The 17,904-nt window shown below is 58.8% G+C and carries 17 protein-coding genes and 2 pseudogenes; 11 read left to right on the top strand and 8 right to left on the bottom strand.

Going from position 1 to position 17,904, the window contains the following annotated elements:
* Positions 1 to 2: 2 nt before the first annotated feature.
* The 4 genes and pseudogenes from FHT79_RS19275 to FHT79_RS19290 form a co-directional block, all read left to right on the top strand.
* On the top strand, positions 3 to 905 hold the full coding sequence (locus tag FHT79_RS19275; protein ID WP_246714029.1) for a methylenetetrahydrofolate reductase: 903 nt from the start codon (positions 3 to 5) through the stop codon (positions 903 to 905).
* 10 nt (positions 906 to 915) lie between these two features.
* Positions 916 to 1,782 carry a formyltetrahydrofolate deformylase gene (gene purU, locus FHT79_RS19280; RefSeq protein ID WP_183903961.1) on the top strand — a complete coding sequence of 289 codons (867 nt, stop codon included), beginning with the start codon at positions 916 to 918 and terminating at the stop codon, positions 1,780 to 1,782.
* Positions 1,783 to 2,085: 303 nt separating this feature from the next.
* The gene (locus tag FHT79_RS19285; protein ID WP_179867923.1) at positions 2,086 to 2,736 is read left to right on the top strand and encodes a TetR/AcrR family transcriptional regulator; all 651 of its coding nucleotides are present in this window, start codon (positions 2,086 to 2,088) and stop codon (positions 2,734 to 2,736) included.
* Positions 2,737 to 3,153: 417 nt separating this feature from the next.
* Positions 3,154 to 3,249, top strand: a pseudogene (locus FHT79_RS19290) (3-oxoacyl-ACP reductase); the annotation flags it as partial.
* 218 nt (positions 3,250 to 3,467) lie between these two features.
* On the opposite strand, the gene FHT79_RS19295 reads toward FHT79_RS19290, so the two are convergent.
* From FHT79_RS19295 to FHT79_RS19315, 5 genes are read right to left on the bottom strand one after another with little or no spacing between them, the layout of a single operon-like run.
* Positions 3,468 to 4,667 (bottom strand): ABC transporter substrate-binding protein, encoded by a 1,200-nt coding sequence (locus FHT79_RS19295; protein ID WP_246714030.1) that lies wholly within the window; start codon positions 4,665 to 4,667, stop codon positions 3,468 to 3,470.
* A 29-nt stretch (positions 4,668 to 4,696) separates the two neighbouring features.
* Entirely contained in the window at positions 4,697 to 5,692 is a 996-nt protein-coding gene (locus FHT79_RS19300; RefSeq protein ID WP_183903963.1) for a branched-chain amino acid ABC transporter permease, read from the bottom strand.
* Complete coding sequence (locus FHT79_RS19305; RefSeq protein WP_183903964.1) at positions 5,689 to 6,570, bottom strand: branched-chain amino acid ABC transporter permease; 882 nt, start codon at positions 6,568 to 6,570, stop codon at positions 5,689 to 5,691. Before FHT79_RS19305 ends, FHT79_RS19300 begins: the two co-directional genes overlap by 4 nt.
* Positions 6,570 to 7,280 carry an ABC transporter ATP-binding protein gene (locus FHT79_RS19310; RefSeq protein WP_183903965.1) on the bottom strand — a complete coding sequence of 237 codons (711 nt, stop codon included), beginning with the start codon at positions 7,278 to 7,280 and terminating at the stop codon, positions 6,570 to 6,572. Before FHT79_RS19310 ends, FHT79_RS19305 begins: the two co-directional genes overlap by 1 nt.
* The gene (locus tag FHT79_RS19315; RefSeq protein ID WP_183903966.1) at positions 7,277 to 8,068 is read right to left on the bottom strand and encodes an ABC transporter ATP-binding protein; all 792 of its coding nucleotides are present in this window, start codon (positions 8,066 to 8,068) and stop codon (positions 7,277 to 7,279) included. The genes FHT79_RS19310 and FHT79_RS19315 overlap by 4 nt, the downstream gene beginning before the upstream one ends.
* A 226-nt stretch (positions 8,069 to 8,294) precedes the next feature.
* Here FHT79_RS19315 and FHT79_RS19320 point away from each other — a divergent pair, with 226 nt between their 5' ends.
* The 7 genes from FHT79_RS19320 to FHT79_RS19350 are packed head-to-tail and all read left to right on the top strand — an operon-like array spanning position 8,295 to position 14,304.
* Positions 8,295 to 9,485, top strand: a complete 1,191-nt coding sequence (locus FHT79_RS19320; RefSeq protein ID WP_047613874.1) for a cytochrome P450 — start codon at positions 8,295 to 8,297, stop codon at positions 9,483 to 9,485.
* Complete coding sequence (locus tag FHT79_RS19325; RefSeq protein WP_097596392.1) at positions 9,485 to 10,510, top strand: amidohydrolase family protein; 1,026 nt, start codon at positions 9,485 to 9,487, stop codon at positions 10,508 to 10,510. Before FHT79_RS19320 ends, FHT79_RS19325 begins: the two co-directional genes overlap by 1 nt.
* Before the next feature lie 28 nt (positions 10,511 to 10,538).
* Positions 10,539 to 11,468, top strand: a complete 930-nt coding sequence (locus tag FHT79_RS19330; protein ID WP_183903983.1) for an ABC transporter substrate-binding protein — start codon at positions 10,539 to 10,541, stop codon at positions 11,466 to 11,468.
* Between the two features lie 21 nt (positions 11,469 to 11,489).
* Positions 11,490 to 12,158: a 4-carboxy-4-hydroxy-2-oxoadipate aldolase/oxaloacetate decarboxylase gene (locus FHT79_RS19335; protein ID WP_183903967.1), complete on the top strand. Its 669-nt coding sequence runs from the start codon at positions 11,490 to 11,492 to the stop codon at positions 12,156 to 12,158.
* Between the two features lie 58 nt (positions 12,159 to 12,216).
* The gene (locus FHT79_RS19340; protein ID WP_348649676.1) at positions 12,217 to 12,705 is read left to right on the top strand and encodes a cupin domain-containing protein; all 489 of its coding nucleotides are present in this window, start codon (positions 12,217 to 12,219) and stop codon (positions 12,703 to 12,705) included.
* A gap of 2 nt (positions 12,706 to 12,707) precedes the next feature.
* A complete protein-coding gene (locus FHT79_RS19345) occupies positions 12,708 to 13,949 on the top strand; it encodes an FAD-dependent oxidoreductase (protein WP_183903969.1) in 1,242 nt (413 codons plus the stop codon).
* Positions 13,950 to 13,965: 16 nt separating this feature from the next.
* Complete coding sequence (locus tag FHT79_RS19350; RefSeq protein ID WP_246714031.1) at positions 13,966 to 14,304, top strand: 2Fe-2S iron-sulfur cluster-binding protein; 339 nt, start codon at positions 13,966 to 13,968, stop codon at positions 14,302 to 14,304.
* Positions 14,305 to 14,779: 475 nt separating this feature from the next.
* Here the strand turns inward: FHT79_RS19350 and FHT79_RS19355 are convergent, their stop codons facing one another.
* From FHT79_RS19355 to FHT79_RS19365, 3 genes and pseudogenes are all read right to left on the bottom strand, one after another.
* Positions 14,780 to 16,153 carry an NAD(P)(+) transhydrogenase (Re/Si-specific) subunit beta gene (locus FHT79_RS19355; protein WP_183903970.1) on the bottom strand — a complete coding sequence of 458 codons (1,374 nt, stop codon included), beginning with the start codon at positions 16,151 to 16,153 and terminating at the stop codon, positions 14,780 to 14,782.
* 22 nt (positions 16,154 to 16,175) lie between these two features.
* Complete coding sequence (locus tag FHT79_RS19360) at positions 16,176 to 17,750, bottom strand: Re/Si-specific NAD(P)(+) transhydrogenase subunit alpha (protein ID WP_183903971.1); 1,575 nt, start codon at positions 17,748 to 17,750, stop codon at positions 16,176 to 16,178.
* Positions 17,751 to 17,773: 23 nt separating this feature from the next.
* A pseudogene (locus FHT79_RS19365) lies at positions 17,774 to 17,904 on the bottom strand (S-(hydroxymethyl)glutathione dehydrogenase); the annotation flags it as partial.

Genomic DNA, 17,904 nt, shown 5'->3' on the forward strand with positions numbered 1-17,904 from the left:
GCATGATGCATAATATCGATATGGCGGAAGACGCCCTTGCCGTGCGACCGGTGATGTCGCCACGCGCAGCATTGATTGACGGATACTCATTCGAAATCACAGGAAAAGACACTGCCGGCCTCCAAGATGTGAGCAAACTGCTTGCACCGGCCACATGCGTTTCAATTGCCTTCATTCCCAATGAAAATCATGACGCGCGCCTTGCAGCCGCGGCAACGGTGAAAGAGCTCGGCTTTCATCCGGTGCCACATATTTCCGCCAGACGTTTGGGCTCGGCTGCAGAACTGGATCGTCTCTTGGCGTTGTTTGTGAGCGTGGCGAACGTCGATCGTCTATTTATCGTGGCCGGCGATCCTGACGTGCCTGTCGGGCCATATGAGGACTCTTTGGCCATCATTCGTTCGGGACTGTTGTCCAAGCATGGAATCAGGAAGGTCGGCATAGCCGGATATCCGGAAGGACATCCAAAGATCCGTGACGGGGTGCTTTTCGAGGTGCTGCAGGAAAAACATGCCCTCCTGACCGCTGCTGGGCTGGAATATGACATCACGACGCAGTTTTCCTTCGATGCCGAACCGGTCATCGAATGGATCGGGCGCCTTCGCCAGTCGGGCATAACAGCACCCATACGCATTGGTGTCCCGGGGCCTGCCAGTGTGAAAACCCTGTTACGCTTCGCCACGATCTGCGGCGTCGGCGCGTCCACGAAAGTCATGGCGAAATACGGGCTCTCGATCCGGAAACTTCTGAATACCGCCGGCCCGGATGCGCTTGTGGCGGAGTTCATAAGAAGGCTCGATCCAAGCAAGCACGGATCAGTTTGTTTGCATTTCTATCCATTCGGCGGTGTTGGAAAAACGGCCGAATGGATCCGAGACTTTCTGGCAAGTCACATATCGAAGTAGGCTTTATGCAATGAAAACAATCTCCGTTCAGCAGAACTTCGTCTTGACTTTGTCATGTCAAGACAAGCCTGGAATCGTCGCCGCGGTGACCTCTGAACTTGCAGCGCTCGGCGCCAACATTTCCGATTCCAATCAATTCTGGGATCGTGTCTCCAACACCTTTTTCATGCGCATCGCGTTTTCTGTCCCGACAGCGGTCACGGAGGCCATGGTTCGTCGTGCACTGAAATCTCCGATTGAACGGTTTTCCATGAAGCTCGAGTTGATCGACGTCGGACGGAAGCCGCGGATCATCATCATGGTTTCGAAATTCGATCACGCGCTCTTACATCTGCTCTACCAAATCCGGGTTGGCTGGTTGAACGCGGAGGTTGCGGCAATCGTTTCAAATCATGAGGACTGCCGCCCGACAGCGGAGCGTGAGGGCGCACCTTTCCATTACCTGCCGGTAAGCAGCGATACGAAGGCTCAACAAGAGGAAAAGCTCCTGACGCTGATGAGCGATGCGCAATCGGATCTGATCGTCCTGGCGCGCTATATGCAGGTTCTGTCGACGGAGCTTTCGAGCCGCCTGTTCGGAAGGATTATCAATATTCATCACTCTTTCCTGCCAAGCTTCAAGGGAGCCAAGCCCTATCATCAGGCCTTTGAAAGGGGTGTCAAACAGATCGGAGCCACGGCGCATTATGTCACTCCTGATCTGGACGAAGGGCCGATCATCGAGCAGCAAGTCGAGCGTGTGCATCACGCCATGGGTCCGGAGGATCTTGTCGAGACCGGCCGCGATATTGAAAGCCGGGTGCTCGCCAAGGCCGTCAAATTGCATCTTGAAACCCGTGTCATGCTCAATGGCCTGAAGACTGTGGTCTTTCCGTAGAAAGGGTCATCCGCGAAATCCAGGCTTTGGCGCTTAAAACGTAAGGCGTCATGATCAATCCTTCCGAAGGCGGCAACTGTTGCGGCCGTCGAAAGCAGGTTCATGGCACGATGTCGCACATCTTCATCGCAGGCAGTTTACGTCCCGATGTCGGCAGAACTGCTTGCATCAAAACAGTATTTTCTCATGCTTCGAACGGAGCTGATCGGCAAGATTTCCAAAAATCCCATGCATTGTTCTGAAAATGGTTTCGTGACATGACCGGCCTATATACGCTGCGATTGAATGAGGAATCGAGCAGGCATGGCGACGAAAATAAGCCCGGAACGGCGTGCGCAGATCGGCGTGGAGAAGCGTGCGCGTACCCGGGCGACTATCCTTTCAGCGGCGTTTCATCTGCTTGGCCGTCCAAACGGGAGGTCAACGCGTATCGAAGAAGTGTGTGGGATCGCCCTCATCTCACGGGGGACCTTTTACAACTATTTCTCTGACATTGACGAGCTGTTCGAGGTGCTCACCTATGAAATGAGCCATGAGTTCAACGTTGCAGTGCAAGAGCTCATGCGAACACTTCCTATCTGCGCGATGCGGGTTGCGCTGGCCATCCGTTATTACCTGCATCGCGCGCGCCAGGATCCTTCTTGGGGTTGGGCGATGGTCAACCTTTCCAGTGTCGGGCCCATTTTTGGTTCGGATACGTTCCAATACGCAACGGCGTCCGTTCAGGAGGGCATCGAGTCGGGCGAATTCAAATTGCAAAGCGTCACGATCGGGCGAGATATGATGATTGGCACCGTTCTCGCGTCGATGACAACGCTTCTCCGGCAAGAGCAGGAGCACGATCATCCTGAAAAGGTCGTGCGCCAAATTCTGTCAGCCTTTCAGGTGCCGCCTTCCATCATCGACGACTGTGTGGCGATCGAATTGCTCGATTTGCCACTCCAAGTGCCTTGAATTTTAGGGCAGCATGCAGCGAGGTTGGAGCGGGGCTTTGACGGGTGATGAGGATGTGCGGGTCATGGCCTGAGTTCGCAGCGCGTTGACGAGTTGGAGGAAGAGTTGCCGCCCCATTTGGGGATGGGCAGATATCCACGCTGCGATCAGTAAGCCGTGTTCAAATGAACAGGTGGAATGCCAAGGCGAGGTGACCGCGCGGTATGTCAATTGCGCGGTAGCGCCTGCGAACGCGAAACAACGCCGTCCCCATCGCATCCAACATGGAACCAAGAGGAGCTTTTGCACCGAGAGTGTCGAGGGGTTCGGGTCACCGTCAAAGGTTCGTTCGATGATGCGGGCTTTGCCGGTTACGTCGCCCGTCGGGTTGAAGATCGCCATCTGTCCCTTCTGCAGGGAGCCGCATCACGCCTCCGCAGCGCCAGCAAGGTTCTCGACGCCCGCGTCATCAACAAGGAGGAGTGCACCTCCAGCATCATCGTCAACCTGACGGCGGTGTTCAATCTCACGCAGGGTCGTTATCCGACTGACGAGTGAATTCCAGGCCTGCTCCTTAGTACCAATCGGGACGTACGAATGCATGACGACCAAGAGCGCCGTCCTGCCGCGAAGATGTCGACAATTCCCGCGCTCGTCGTTCAACTATCGGACCGGGTAAATTTTGCCGCCCATGCTTGCCAAATCTGCCTCACCTGTGTGGGCGCCGGTTGCCGGCACCCACTGGTAGGGAGCTATTCGTATGTTTTGCCTTCAAAGTCCAAGACGCCACCGAGCGGTGCGTATTCTTGGCCATCGAACTGGTATAGCTGGAGTGCCTCCACGGGGTAGATGTCGGATCCTTCCTTGGTTGTCATTGTGATGCCCTCTTGGAGCAATGGGTTCTTCCAACCGTCCATGTTGTGAACGACCTTCATCAGCTCTTCGCGGGTGGGGTCCTTGAGCTTTTCGAGGGACTGGACGAGCGTGTCGCCAATTGCATATCCGGTCTGGCCAATCGTATTGGCGAAGACGAAGTTCACCTTGGCTGCTTTTATGGCGTCGAGATAGTGATCGACGCCTTCGTCACCGGATTTCTGATTGCTGGTGATCGGCTTTAGGAAGTCGGAGGTGATGATACCCTTGGCATTTTCCAGGCCGACTGACTGGAGAACCGGATACGCCGATGACAAGTTAGTGACCAGGGTTAAAGGCTTCCAACCGCTTTCGGACTGGAAACGGATGGCCTCGCCCCCCTGGCGCGGTGCGGCGATAATAACCAATGTATCAGCGCCAGAAGCTTTCAGAGTATTTAGCTGGGTCTCGACAGTGGGGTCCTGCGATGTCACCGGCTGGCGTTCGATCACCTTGATGTTCGTTCCGTCGATTGCGCTATCGAAGGCCTTCATAAAGGTTTGGCCCGTCTCGGTGTTCAGATACAGGAAGGCCACCTTTGCGTCGGGCTTGTTGATCTGAAGATACGCAGCAAATGAGTCTGCTTCGGTTGAAAACGACGGCACGAAGCCAACCTCCCATTCGGGTGCGTTCAGGGAGACGACACCGGAATACATGAAAACGTTCGGGACTTTCTTCTGCGTGATGTAGCGGCCGATCGCCAGATTGTTTGGCGTCGCCGCGGTGCCGACGAGAGCAAATACCTGATCTTTCTCGACCATCTTGCGGACATTCGCCAAGGTGCGCTGGGGATCAAGGCCATCATCTTCGATGATGAGGTCGATCTTGCGGGTCTTGCCGTCGCCCATCTTAACGCCGCCTTCGGCGTTGGCCTGCTCGACGCGCGCTCGTATGCCTTCGGCGACACCGCCGACGACCGCGACCGGTCCAGTCAGTGGTCCCGTGACACCAATTTTAATGGTGTCGTCGGTGATACCAGGCGACGATTCCGCAGCATTGGCATCGCTTGCCGCGAGCAGTGCCGCGACAGCCAGCGGCATTGCGCTCCCCTTCAGTATAGAAATAAATCTCATGTCAGTTCCTCCCTTGTTTCAATTTGGCGTCGGCTACTCGCCATCCTCCGAAAAGTCATCGAGAGCCATTTTTCGATGAAGCCAGTGACCCCATTGCGCGCGACCATCATGACCAGGATGAGCGCGAGGCCGTAGATCAGGTTGCCGAGGCTCAGGTTGATGTCAGATGCCCAGGTCGGGACGAAGACCATGAACAGACCGCCGAGAAATGCTCCGACGATACTGGTAGCGCCGCCGACGATGCTGCCGATCACGATGTTGATGGACAGGATTGCCAGGAACGACTCCGGGCTGATGAAACCACTGATGATCCCGAACACTCCGCCGCCGAGTCCCGCGAGCGCCGAACTTGCGGCAAATGCCCAAAGGCGAGTACGTGTCAGGTTGATGCCGAGCGCTTGGGCAATCTGTGGATTGTCCCGCTGTGCCCTGAGCGCGCGCCCGTTGTCGCCGAAGAGCATTAGCGAGACAAGCAGGGCACCGATCCCCGCGCAAGTGAGCGATATGATGTAGAGCCACAACTCGGGATTGTCCGGCATGAAGCTCGGAGGTTCGAGGGCATCGATCGGAAGCCCCGACACTCCACCCGTCAGGCTCCCCATCTTGAGCAGCAATTGCGGGAACGCGGCCGCGATACCAAATGTCACGATGGCAAGCTGCAAGCCCTGAAGCCTGAGTGCCGGAAGGCCGATGGCAAGCCCGACGACGGCCGCCACGGCTGCAGAGACAGGCAACGTTACGAGCGGCGAGATGCCGTAGGTGGCATTGAGGATCGCCGTCACGTAAGCGCCGACGCCGAACAGCGTTCCCTGCGCAAGGCAAATTTGGCCAGCGAACCCCATTAGCAGGTTCAGACCTAAAATGGCGATAGCGTAGGCGATCGCGATCGCCACCTGTTGAAGTGCGTATCCCGGCACAAAGACTGGGATAAGGATCGCGACGATCGCAAAGAGACCGAACTTGAGAGCCGCCGCGCGGAATCCGTCATTCATAGTTTTGTCACCTTGTAGGATCCGAACAGGCCGACGGGCTTCACGAGCAGGATGATGAGCGTGAGGGCGATCGGCACGGCGATGCGCATGTCGGCGCCGATGAACGAGAGGTAGCTTGCACCCAAGCTCTCGGCGACGCCGACGGCGAGGCCGCCAACGATTGCGCCAAGCGGACTGTCCCAGCCGCCGAGCGTTGCTGCAGCGAGCCCGTAAAAGAGGATTGGCGTCATCATCGTCGGGCTCAGGAAGAGCCGAGGGGCAATCAGGATTGCGGCAAGTGCCCCAATAATGGCGGCAAAGCCCCAGCCCAACATCAGCATGCGTTCGACATTAACGCCGACAAGTACGCTTCGGGCATGGTCGAAAGCCGCCGCACGCATCGATAGGCCAAGCCTGGTGAACCGGAAGATAGAGCCCATCGCCAAAGCGATAACAAAAAGGATCGTTAGCGTGCCGATGGCGGAAGCGAGCACGCGAACGCCGCCGATATCCAAACCGCCGTCAGGGAAGAGGCTTGGGAACGAGAGTTGTTCGGCGCCCCACATCCACATGCACGCCGCTTGGAAGAGGACGAGGATGCCAAGGGTGATGACGACGACCGCCTCCACGGGAGCGCTCAACATCGGCCGGATAATCAAGCGGAAAGTCACAATCCCAATAGCAAACGCCATAATGAGGCTCGCGAGGACGGCGAGCCAGAGCGGCGCACCCCATTGCATCAACTGCCAGGCCACATAGGCGGAAAAGGTCGCCATCTCGCCCTGGCCGAAGTTGACGACGTTGGTTGCCCTGAAGATGAGGACGAGCGCCAGGGCGAGCGCCGCGTAAATTGCGCCCGTGGTCAGGCCGCTGACGACGAGCTGGAAGAAGAGGCTCATCAGGCAACTCCCAGGTAAGATTTCTTGATGTCTTCGTTGGCGATCAGCTCGTTTGCCGCACCGCTCGCCACAATCTGGCCGGCCTCGATAACGAAGGCCCGGTCGGCATATTGAAGGGTGATGTCGACATTCTGCTCGACCACGAGCAGCGTCATGCCGTGATCCTTGTTGAGCGTCTTGAAAATCGCCAGGATTTCCTGAGTGATCGAAGGGGCGAGCCCGAGCGATGGCTCGTCGCACAACAGAAGCTTCGGACGAGACATGAGCGCGCGTGCGACAGCCAGCATCTGCTGTTCCCCACCGCTAAGGTTTCCCGCAAGCTGATCGCGCCGTTCACGCAGACGCGGGAATGTCTCGTACCAGCGGTCCTTGTCCTCTCTCACTTGTGATCGGTTAGACACGATCGTTGCCCCGAGGGAGAGGTTTTCATCGACCGTAAACTCGGAGAAAGTACCGCGCCCCTGGGGTATGTGAGCAATGCCGAGCGCAAGGCGCTTCTGCGCGACGATCTTGTCGAGCGCCATTCCAGAAAAGGCAATCGAGCCTTTGAATGGGAGCAGTCCGGAAACGGCACGCAGCAGCGTCGTCTTCCCAGCCCCGTTGGAGCCGAGCAGGGCGACAAATTCGCCTTCTCCCACTGAGAAAGAACAGTCGAACAGTGCCTGCGTCTTGCCGTAGAACACGGAGAGGTTCTTGAGATCCAGTGTCATGCCGCCTTCCCGAGGTAGGCGGCAATCACCGCGTCGTTGGACTTGATTTCGGAAGGGGTGCCTTCGGCCAAGTTGCGACCCAGATGCAAGACAACGATCCGGTCGCAAAGGCTCATGACCAACCCCATGTGATGCTCGATGAGAAGAATGGAGAGGTTCCGCTTGCGTCGGATGCCATCGACGAGCGACCCAAATTCGTGGACCTCGCCGTGCGTCAGTCCGCCGGCGGGTTCGTCAAGCAGAAGAATTTTAGGCTCGGCGGCAAGCGCGCGAGCGATCTCCATACGCTTCTGCAGGGGATAGGAAAGCGATCCGGCCGCGCGCGCGGCGAGCTCGACCATGCCGACCTCTTCAAGCACCGCCATAGCCTTCTCGCGTGCAGACCGTTCCTCCGCCCTTATCCGAGATGGAGCGAAGATCGCTTGAGCGAACTTGCCGCCAAACCGGTGATGCGCCCCGAGCATGACATTCTCCAGAACGGTCATCGAGCCATAGATGCCGAGGTTCTGGAAGGTCCTCGCGATGCCCATTCCGATCATCTCACGCGAACCGACGCCTTCGAGTGGCTGACCGCCAAGCATGATCGATCCGCTTGTGTAATTTACGAGCCGGGTCGCCGCGTTGAGAAATGTCGATTTGCCTGCTCCGTTCGGCCCGATCAAACCACAGATTTCTCCTGCCTTTACGGAAACCGACACATTGGTCAGGGCTTTGACGCCGCCAAACTGCACGGTGACATCCCGCGCCTCAAGCACAAGGCGCACCTCGGCGATGCTGCTGTTGCTCACTGATTTCCTCCCTTCCGAAGCGGTCTCTCCACGGCCTGTCGATTTCTCTTGTTGACAGCCAACCTCGCTTTGGATACCTATCAGTATCCGAAGACGTTTCGGTATGTCAAGCATCAATCGCGTGGCGATTGCTCCAAAGGAACGTCCTGAAAATGCATGCCGCCGGGTTGGAGAACATGGTGGCGGATTGGCGAAGACCCCGCGACGCGGGTGAGGGAGGAAATCAATGACGGGAACGCACACCGAACTGACGGGCGAAAATCTCTATAGGGATCCCTATCCCGTCTACGCGAGGCTACGCGCGGAGGAGCCTGTGGCCTTCTTCGAAGGGACGAAAGAATATTTCATTACGCGGTTCGACGACTGCCGCACGATCGGCGGCAACGACAAGGTGTTTGGACCGTCGGGCTCAGCGGACCGTCCGGAAGCTCGCGTCATGGGCATGCCGAACGTCCTGACCATGTCTGGTGAAGATCACCAGTGCCTCCGCCAGGGTATCGACGAAAATCTCACGCAGGAACGCGTGCGCTCGTTCGTCGAAGGTCTGACACGCCCGGTCGTGCAGCGTTACATCGACTCCATCAAGAAGAATGGCGAAGCGAACCTGACGACGGAACTCTTCGAGCCAATCTCGGTGCGATGCATTGGCGACGTCATCGGCCTGACGGAGACGCCAAACGAAACCCTCGTCGAGTGGTTTCACGCGATGGCGCTCGGCCTGCAGAACGTCAGCAATGATCCGGCCATATGGAAGCGACTGGACGACGCGCTCGCCGACATCGACAAGCAGATGGGCGATCTTTACCAGGCGTGCCTATCAAAGCCCAACCACTCGCTGCTCAGCCATGTCATGTATGGCGGCATGGCAAAGGGCGAGGTTCGCAGCTGGGAGGAGATTTCGCCGACCATGCGCGTCATCATCCTTGGCGGTCTCCAGGAGCCGGGGCATGCGGCGGCGAATGCCTGCACGGGTCTTCTTTCGAATCCCGACCAGGCGAAGCTTATGGCCGAGCAGCCGCAGGAAAACGCGATGCGCGCCTTCGATGAGGGCTTGCGCTGGATCGCCCCGATCGGCGTAACACCGCGCATCGCCAAGGAAGATTTCGAGATCGCCGGAACGGTCATCCCAGAGGGGGCATCCGTCGCTATTGTCATGGGGTCGGCCAATCGCGATGAGACGCGTTTCGAAGATGCCGACCGTTTCGACATGTTCCGCAAGAAGAAGCAGCACCTGTCATTCGGCTTCCGTCCGCACTTCTGTTCCGGCCACTTCCTGTCGCGTGCGATGGGCGAGATTGCGCTTGCCGAGGTGTTCCGGCAGTTGCCCGATCTTCGTCTCGATACTTCGCGGGAGATCACAGGCAAGGGCTGGCGGTTCCGTGGCATCTCCGACCTTCCTGCGAAGTGGAATGGATGATGTCTTTGATCATCGACTGCCACGGCCACTTCACGACGGAACCACCAGAGCACCATGCCTTCCGAACGGCGCAAGTCGCCTATGCGGAAGGCAAGTCCTCCGAGCCGCCGATCTATCCGGGGATACCCGACAAGCAACTGCGCGACATTATCGAGGCGAACCAGCTTAAAATTCAGCGCGAGCGCGGTTCGCACGTGACGCTTCTCAGCCCGCGCGCCTCCGGCATGGGTCATCACGTGCCGGGACCGTCGGTCGCCAAGGAATGGTCGCGCCTGTCGAACGACAATGTCGGCCGGATCGTCGACATGTTCCCGGATAATTTCGCAGCCGTCTGCCAGCTTCCCCAAACAGTTGATGGCGACCTGTCTGATGTCATCGAGGAGTTGGAGCGCTGCGTCGAAAGCGGCTTTGTGGGCTGTAATCTCAACCCCGACCCGTCAGGCGGGCGTTGGAGCGCGCCGCCGATCTACGATCCATGGTGGGATCCTATGTGGGAGGCCATGGTCGCCCTCAGGGTCCCCGCGATGATCCACGTTTCGAGTTCCTGCGAGCGGTGCCTTCACATGACGGGTGCGCACTACATCAACGCGGATACGGCGGTATTCATGCAGTTGATTCAGGGAGAACTGTTCGAGCGCCATCCGGAACTCAAGCTTGTCATACCGCACGGAGGCGGGGCTGCGCCGTATCACTGGGGCCGTTATCGCGGCCTGTCGATCATGCTCGAAAAGCCGGGCCTCGACACGCACCTCATGAACAATGTGTTCTTCGACACCTGCGTCTATCACCAGGCGGGCATCGACACGCTCTTCCGCGTCGTCGACACCAAGAACATCCTGTTCGGCTCCGAGCTGCTCGGTGCTGTGAAAGCGATCGACCCGGAGACGGGGCACCCGTTCGACGACACCAAGAGATACATCGACCAACTCGCGCTTGGCGACGAACAGAGACACGCGGTCTTCGAAGGAAACGCACGTCGGGTCTATCCGCTTCTGGATGAGCGGTTGCGCAAGCGCGGCCTTTGAAGCCTCGAAATTGTCAGGGAGAAAACATATGGCTTCCAGCCAAAGTCTAAGCCTCGCGGGCGGGGCGCAAGGGTTCAACTGGCTCCCGGTCTTCGTGGCTGAAGAGCATGGAATTTTCGCCAAGCACGGGCTGGTGATCGAATACAAGAAGATGGGCACCGTCGACAAGGCGACCACCGCGGTTGTCGAAGGCGAGGCCGATCTTGCGATAACGCCACCTGAAGGTGCCGTCTCGAACTTCGTCAAAGGCGGCGAACTCAGGGTCATCGCCTCGAATTCCAATCGCCTGCCGATGTCGCTGGTCGCTCAGCCCTCGATCAAGAGGATCGAGGACCTCAAGGGCAAAAGGGTCGGCACATCGTCGCTGACAGAGGGCACGGCGATCTACACCCAGATGCTGCTGTCCCAGGAAGGCCTGCGGTATCCCGGCGACTACGAATTCGAACTCGCCGGCATTCACACCAAGCGCTGGGAAGCCCTGCAGGCGGGGGAAATTGACTGCGCCCCGCAGCCCGCGCCATGGAATTTCCTGGCTGAACGTGATGGCTACAACCTGATCGGCGAGATCAATGATGTCATCCCCGAGATCGTCTTCGCCGCTGTCATTGGCCGCAAAAGCTGGTTGGATGGTAACCGTGATGTGGTCGGCCGTTTCCTCAAGGCATTGTTCGAGGCCTATTCGATCACGAACGACCCGAGCCGCGAAGAAATCACGCTTCCGATTTTCCAGCGCATTACCACGAAGGACGACACCGAACTCGCCTCGCGCGGCCTCCACTACATGCGCGACATGGGTATGTGGCCCGGCGATTTGTCCATTCCGCAACGTGCCATGGATACCACGGTCGACTTGATGATCCGCGCCAACCTGCTTGAGGGATCAGCCAGATCCAGCGCCGCAGGCGTGTTTGATCGCAGTTTCCTCCAAGGCGCGGTCGGCTGGTTGAATCACGTTTGATTCCATCTCGAGAGGTTCCCAATGAAGGTAATGACCAAGACACCGCGAACGGATCGCGAGACATGCGAAGCCTTGGGTAAGCTCGGCGTCGCTACAGTCCATGAAGCGCAAGGCCGGAAGGGATTGCTGGCCCCGCATCTGCGCCCCGTGATCGAGGGCTCGCGCATCGGTGGCACGGCGCTCACATGCGAGGTGCCACCGGGTGACAACTGGATGATCCATGTCGCGCTTGAGGTCGCGCAGCCCGGCGACATCCTGGTCGTCACACCAACTTCGCCGTGCACGGACGGATATTTCGGCGATCTTCTCGCGACATCGTGCAAGGCTCGCGGAATTCTGGGACTCGTGATCGATGCCGGCGTACGCGATGTCGCTGACCTGCGGTCCATGAACTTTCCCGTTTGGTCGAAGGCAATATCGGCCCAAGGCACGGTCAAGGAGACGCTCGCGAACGTCCAAGTCCCCGTGGTCTGCGCCGGAGCCTACATCGAACCCGGCGATGTCATCGTCGCCGACGACGATGGCGTCTGTGTCGTCAAGCGCGATGAGGCCGCGATGGTCCTCGAAAAAGCGCGCCAACGCCAGAAAATGGAAGACGAAAAGCGCGGTCTCTACGAGAGAGGCCAACTGAGCCTCGACATTAACAACATGCGTCCGCAGCTTGAGGCGAAGGGCTTGATCTATGAATAGGGCAACGGAACTGCGCATACCCCGGCGCGTCGTCACAGGGATTAGTAGCGGCAGGTCAGTGTTCATCAGCGACGGCCCCGCACCCAATGCCCATGTGTACGATTCTGTGCCGGGCCACCTTACTTCGGTCCTTTATGCAACTTCGGCGAAACCCAGCCTTCCGCAAAGTCATGCGGAGCAGGCGCCGCCGCAAATCCTGATCACCCCCGAACCGGGCCAGACGAAGCTGATGATCGTCGTCTTTCCGCCAGACTCGGTATTCGCAACCGTCGATCCAGCGGCCGCGGTTGAGGAACAGGCGATGCACATCCCCGGCCTGATCCAGGCGTTCGAGCCTGATGCACCCGGGATGCACACTACAGATACCATCGACTATGACATCGTACTCGACGGTGAAGTGTGGCTTGAACTCGATGACGGCGCCGAAACGCTGCTGAAGCAGGGCGACGTCGTCGTCCAATGCGGCACGCGCCATGCCTGGCGCAACAAGGGCGACAAGCCCGCGACCATGTGCTTCGTCCTCATCGGTGCTGAAAGAAAGTCGTGACAATGACGCAGGAGCATCACAATGGCTTCTTCGACTGCATCATCGTCGGTGGCGGACATGGCGGCTCGCAGTCAGCGGCGGCGCTCAGGCAGTCCGGGTTCACCGGACGCATTGCCCTGATCGGCGCTGAGGCGGAAGTTCCCTACGACCGCCCTTCGCTTTCGAAGGAATATCTCGCAGGCAAGAAATCCTTCGAAAGGATGCATCTGAGGCCGGGGGACTTCTGGACCTCCCGGCAGGTGGAACTGATGCTGGGCAGGCGTGTGACCACCGTCGATGCGGCAGCCCATGTCGTCGTCACCGACCTGGGCGAACGCTTCTCCTACGGCAGGCTCGTGTGGGCGGCCGGTGGCGAACCGAGGAAGCTTTCCTGCTCAGGCAGCGAGTTGGCCGGAATCTGCTATATACGCAACAAGGCAGATTGCGACGCGCTCGTCGAAGGCCTTCCTAGCGCCGAAAGGATCGTGATCGTCGGTGGCGGTTATGTCGGTCTCGAAGCGGCAGCCGTGTTCCGAGAGATCGGCAAGGAGGTCACGTTGGTCGAGGCGCTCGACCGCGTGCTCGCGCGCGTGGCCGGGGAAACGGTATCGAGGTTCTACGAAGCCGAGCATCGCGCACATGGCGTCGACATCCGCCTCAACTGCGGTGTCGGTTCGCTGGAAGGTTCCAACGGCCGCGTCAAGAACGTGGTGCTTGCGACCGGCGAGAAGATCCCAGCCGATATCGTCGTGGTCGGTATAGGCATTGTCCCTTCGGCCGGCCCACTGATCGAGGCGGGCGCGGAAGGCTTAAACGGTGTGGATATCGATGAGTTATGCCGGACATCCCTGCCGGACATTTACTGCATTGGAGACTGCGCCCGGCTTAGACATGGCCGCGGCATTCGCATTGAATCTGTGCAGAACGCGACGGATCAGGCGACGACTGCCGCGAAGGCGATCTGCGGCGAACTCAAGCCCTACGATGCAACGCCCTGGTTCTGGTCCAATCAATACGATTTGAGAATGCAAACCATCGGTCTCAACTACGGCTTTGACAGCGTGGTGACGCGCGGCAATCCCTCCAGTCGGAGCTTCAGCGTTATTTATCTGAAGGACGGGGCGGTTCTGGCCCTCGATTGCGTCAATGCATCCCGAGACTACGTGCAAGGACGAAAGCTTGTCGATAGCTCAGCGAGGATCGACCGCGACGCCTTGGCGGACACATCGAAACAACTCAAGGAACTTGGCCCAGAAGTGGTGTGAGGCATTCGAGGCCCGAATGAAAGTGGAGGAAAAAATGTCTATGATATCAGTGCGTACGCGGGATGGAGAGCTGCATAGTTTCGAGGGAAGGGTGGGCGCTTCGCTGATGGAGAACATCCGAGGCGCGGGCTTTGATGAGCTGCTCGCAATGTGTGGCGGGTGCCTTTCCTGTGCCACCTGCCACCTCTACGTCGAGGAGCTACCGAAGACCGCAACTCTGGCAGAGCCCTCGATCGACGAGAGTGAGTTGCTGGAAGGCTCCGACTACCGCCAAGAGAACTCGCGGCTTTCCTGTCAGATCCCCTTTGACGAGACTCTCAGTGGAATCGTCGTTCGCATCGCCCCCGAAGATTAATAATAGATCCGCTCGCATCACGGGCGGATCTCGAGGATTATTTGCCAATGCTGCCGGGCTAACGAGTCAATGCCCGGCGGACGAACCTGACGACCCAACATCCCTTTATTCGATCGGCTCAGCGTGCAATTGGCCCTGTGCCATACTTCGCCATCCAGGGTAGACCGTTCGAGCCGCCTTAACCGCATGTGGGCGTACCCGTCTCAGCGCTATCGCGCTCTGACGACTGGGGAGGCGGTCCGCCCCCTCAATCGGGCCAGATTTCGAGATCGCCAGCGGCCCTGCTCCCAAATCCTTTGTCGCGCAACCCGTATCCATATGTCGATTGCCACTTTCGCTATCGCATGGTCATGGTCGGACGAATTTGGGAGGGGCCGAGCGCACAACGGCGAGCCTGCCGTGACGGGCTTACGGCTGCCGCGCACATGTTTCTTTGAGAAAATGTCTCCAGTCGGAAGCGGAGATCATCAAGCTCTCAGGCCAGCTTCGGAAGCAGGCCGTTGACCGACTCCTTGGCGTCGCCGTAGTACATGCGGGTGTTTTCCTTGAAGAACAGGGGGTTCTCGATACCGGAATAGCCGGTGCCCTGGCCACGCTTGGAGACGAAAACCTGCTTGGCTTTCCAGACCTCGAGCACGGGCATGCCTGCGATCGGCGAGTTCGGATCTTCCTGTGCCGCCGGATTGACGATGTCGTTCGAGCCGATGACGATGACGACATCGGTTTCATGGAAGTCGTCGTTGATCTCGTCCATCTCCAATACAATGTCGTAAGGGACCTTTGCTTCCGCCAGCAGGACGTTCATGTGGCCGGGCAGCCGACCTGCGACCGGATGGATCGCAAAGCGCACCTGCTTTCCGGCGGCGCGCAGCTTGCGAGTGAGTTCCGAAACCGCACTCTGGGCCTGCGCAACCGCCATGCCGTAACCCGGAACGATGATGACCGAGTCGGCATCGTTGAGCGCTGCGGCAACACCTTCGGCATCGATGGCAACTTGTTCGCCCTCTACGACCATCGTCGGGCCCGAGGCATTGCCGAAGCCGCCGAGAATGACCGACAGGAACTGGCGGTTCATCGCCTTACACATGATGTAGGAGAGGATCGCGCCCGACGAGCCGACGAGCGCTCCGGTTACGATCAACAGGTCGTTGCCGAGCAGGAAGCCCGTCGCCGCGGCCGCCCAGCCGGAATAGGAGTTGAGCATCGAAACCACGACCGGCATATCGGCGCCGCCGATGGCCATGACGAGATGAGCGCCGATGACAAAGGCGATCAGCGTCATCAGGTAGAGGGTCCATGCACCTGCGCCATTCATGTACCCGATCATCAGCACAAACGACCCGAGCACCATCAGGATATTGAATATGTGCCGGCCGGACAGGATAAGTGCCTTGCCGCCGATATGGCCAGAAAGTTTGCCAAAAGCGATGATCGAGCCGGTGAAGGTTACCGCACCGATGAACACGCCAAGGAAGATTTCCACTTCATGGATGATCTTTTCCGCATTGGTGGCGAACTCATGTGCCGTCATGTCGGAGTTGAGGCCGATCAGTACCGCAGCGAGGCCCACAAAGGAGTGTAGCGCCGCCACGAGTTGCGGCATGCCGGTCATTTCGACGCGCTGTGCCAACAACGTGCCGACGACAGCACCAAAGGCAAGCATGATGATCAGGACGACGGAAAGCCCGACGCCCGGCCCAAGAATGGTCGCGAGCACGGCTATTGCCATGCCTGATATGCCGTACCATACGGCGCGCTTGGCGCTTTCCTGACCGGAAAGACCGCCGAGCGAAAGGATGAAGAGAACGGATGCGGCGATGTAAGCCGCGGTCTGGATACCGATAGACATAGTTCTATACCCCGGGCTGGCGTCACGACTTTTGGAACATGTTCAACATGCGCCGCGTGACCATGAAGCCGCCAACGACGTTGATAGTGGCGATCGCCACCGAAACGGCGGCAAGGGCGGTCACCAGCCAGCCGCCTGCAGTGACCTGCAGCAACGCACCGATGATGATGATCCCGGAAATCGCATTGGTCACGGCCATCAGCGGCGTATGCAGCGAATGGCTAACACCCCAAATGACCTGGAAGCCGACGAAGCAGGAAAGCGCGAAGACGATGAAGTGGCCCATGAAGGCCGACGGTGCATAGGCGCCGATAAGCGCCATGAGAGCCCCGCCGACGACGAGCAGGCCGACCTGCTGCCGCGTTGCCGACTTGAAGGCGGAAGCTTCGGCTGCACGCCGTTCTTCCGGCGTCAACTCCTTGGGCTTTTCTTGTCGTTTCTGGGCTGCAATCGCCTGGATCTTCGGCGGCGGTGGCGGATAGGTGATCTCGCCCTGGAATGCCACAGTGGCTCCGCGAATGACATCGTCTTCCATGTTGTGGACGAGAACGCCATCCTTCTTCGGCGTCAGGTCCGTCATCATATGGCGGATGTTCGTCGAATAGAGGGTCGAGGCTTGCGCGGCCATGCGGCTCGGGAAATCGGTATAGCCGATGACGGTGACGCCGTTCTCAGAAACGATCTTCTGATCCGGAACAGTCAGGTCGCAATTCCCGCCGCGTTCCGCCGCAAGGTCGACGACCACGGAGCCCGGCTTCATCGCGGCGACCATGTCGGCAAGCCAGAGCTTCGGCGCGTCGCGGCCCGGGATCAGCGCGGTGCTGACGACGATGTCGATGTCCGACGCGATCTCACGGAACTTTTTCAATTGCGCTTCGCGAAATTCGGGGCTCGACGGCGATGCATAGCCACCCGTCGCCGCGCCGTCCTGCTGCTGTTCCTTGAAGTCGAGGAAGACGAATTCGGCACCCATCGATTCGATCTGCTCGGCCACTTCCGGTCGAACGTCGAATGCATAGGTGATGGCGCCGAGCGAGATGCTGGTGCCGACGGCGGCCAGACCGGCGACGCCGGCGCCAATGACCAGAACTTTGGCTGGCGGGATCTTGCCGGCCGCGGTCACCTGGCCGGTGAAGAAGCGGCCGAAATTATTGCCGGCCTCGATCACGGCGCGATAGCCGGCGATGTTGGCCATGGAAGACAGCGCGTCCATCTTCTGGGCGCGCGAAATGCGCGGCACCATGTCCATGGCAACCACGTTTGCGCCGGTCGTCTTCGCCTGCTCGAGAAGCTCTTTGTTTTGCGCAGGATAGAAGAAGGAGATCAGCGTCTTGCTTGCCGAAAGCCTTGCTAGGTCGTTCGTTTCGGGCGGCCGCACCTGAGCGATGACGTCTACGCTTGCATAAAGTGCGTCAATGCTGTCGACGACCGTAACGCCAACTGCGCGATAGGCGTCGTCGGAGAAGCCGGCAAGTTTGCCGGCGCCCGTTTCGATGGCACAGTGATATCCGAGTTTCTGAAGCTGGGTGGCGCTGTCCGGCGTCATCGCGACGCGTGCTTCCCCCTCGAACCGCTCTCGTGGCGAACCTATAAACATGTCACTCCCCATAATGCGATTTGTCAGTACACGACCACGCCGCGGATGGACTTGCCGGAATGCATCAGCTCGAAGCCCTTGTTGATGTCTTCGAGCGGCATGGTGTGGGTGATCATCGGATCGATCTGGATCTTGCCCTGCATGTACCAGTCGA

The sequence above is a fragment of the Rhizobium sp. BK212 genome, from assembly GCF_014197475.1.
GTDB classification, from domain to species: Bacteria; Pseudomonadota; Alphaproteobacteria; order Rhizobiales; family Rhizobiaceae; genus Rhizobium; species Rhizobium anhuiense.

Coding starts and splice junctions, on each gene's coding strand:
- FHT79_RS19275 (WP_246714029.1), top strand. CDS start 3: ATGATGCATAATATCGATATGGCGGAAGACGCCCTTGCCGTGCGACCG.
- purU (WP_183903961.1), top strand. CDS start 916: ATGAAAACAATCTCCGTTCAGCAGAACTTCGTCTTGACTTTGTCATGT.
- FHT79_RS19285 (WP_179867923.1), top strand. CDS start 2,086: ATGGCGACGAAAATAAGCCCGGAACGGCGTGCGCAGATCGGCGTGGAG.
- FHT79_RS19295 (WP_246714030.1), bottom strand. CDS start 4,667: ATGCCGCTGGCTGTCGCGGCACTGCTCGCGGCAAGCGATGCCAATGCT.
- FHT79_RS19300 (WP_183903963.1), bottom strand. CDS start 5,692: ATGAATGACGGATTCCGCGCGGCGGCTCTCAAGTTCGGTCTCTTTGCG.
- FHT79_RS19305 (WP_183903964.1), bottom strand. CDS start 6,570: ATGAGCCTCTTCTTCCAGCTCGTCGTCAGCGGCCTGACCACGGGCGCA.
- FHT79_RS19310 (WP_183903965.1), bottom strand. CDS start 7,280: ATGACACTGGATCTCAAGAACCTCTCCGTGTTCTACGGCAAGACGCAG.
- FHT79_RS19320 (WP_047613874.1), top strand. CDS start 8,295: ATGACGGGAACGCACACCGAACTGACGGGCGAAAATCTCTATAGGGAT.
- FHT79_RS19325 (WP_097596392.1), top strand. CDS start 9,485: ATGTCTTTGATCATCGACTGCCACGGCCACTTCACGACGGAACCACCA.
- FHT79_RS19330 (WP_183903983.1), top strand. CDS start 10,539: ATGGCTTCCAGCCAAAGTCTAAGCCTCGCGGGCGGGGCGCAAGGGTTC.
- FHT79_RS19335 (WP_183903967.1), top strand. CDS start 11,490: ATGAAGGTAATGACCAAGACACCGCGAACGGATCGCGAGACATGCGAA.
- FHT79_RS19345 (WP_183903969.1), top strand. CDS start 12,708: ATGACGCAGGAGCATCACAATGGCTTCTTCGACTGCATCATCGTCGGT.
- FHT79_RS19350 (WP_246714031.1), top strand. CDS start 13,966: ATGAAAGTGGAGGAAAAAATGTCTATGATATCAGTGCGTACGCGGGAT.
- FHT79_RS19355 (WP_183903970.1), bottom strand. CDS start 16,153: ATGTCTATCGGTATCCAGACCGCGGCTTACATCGCCGCATCCGTTCTC.
- FHT79_RS19360 (WP_183903971.1), bottom strand. CDS start 17,750: ATGTTTATAGGTTCGCCACGAGAGCGGTTCGAGGGGGAAGCACGCGTC.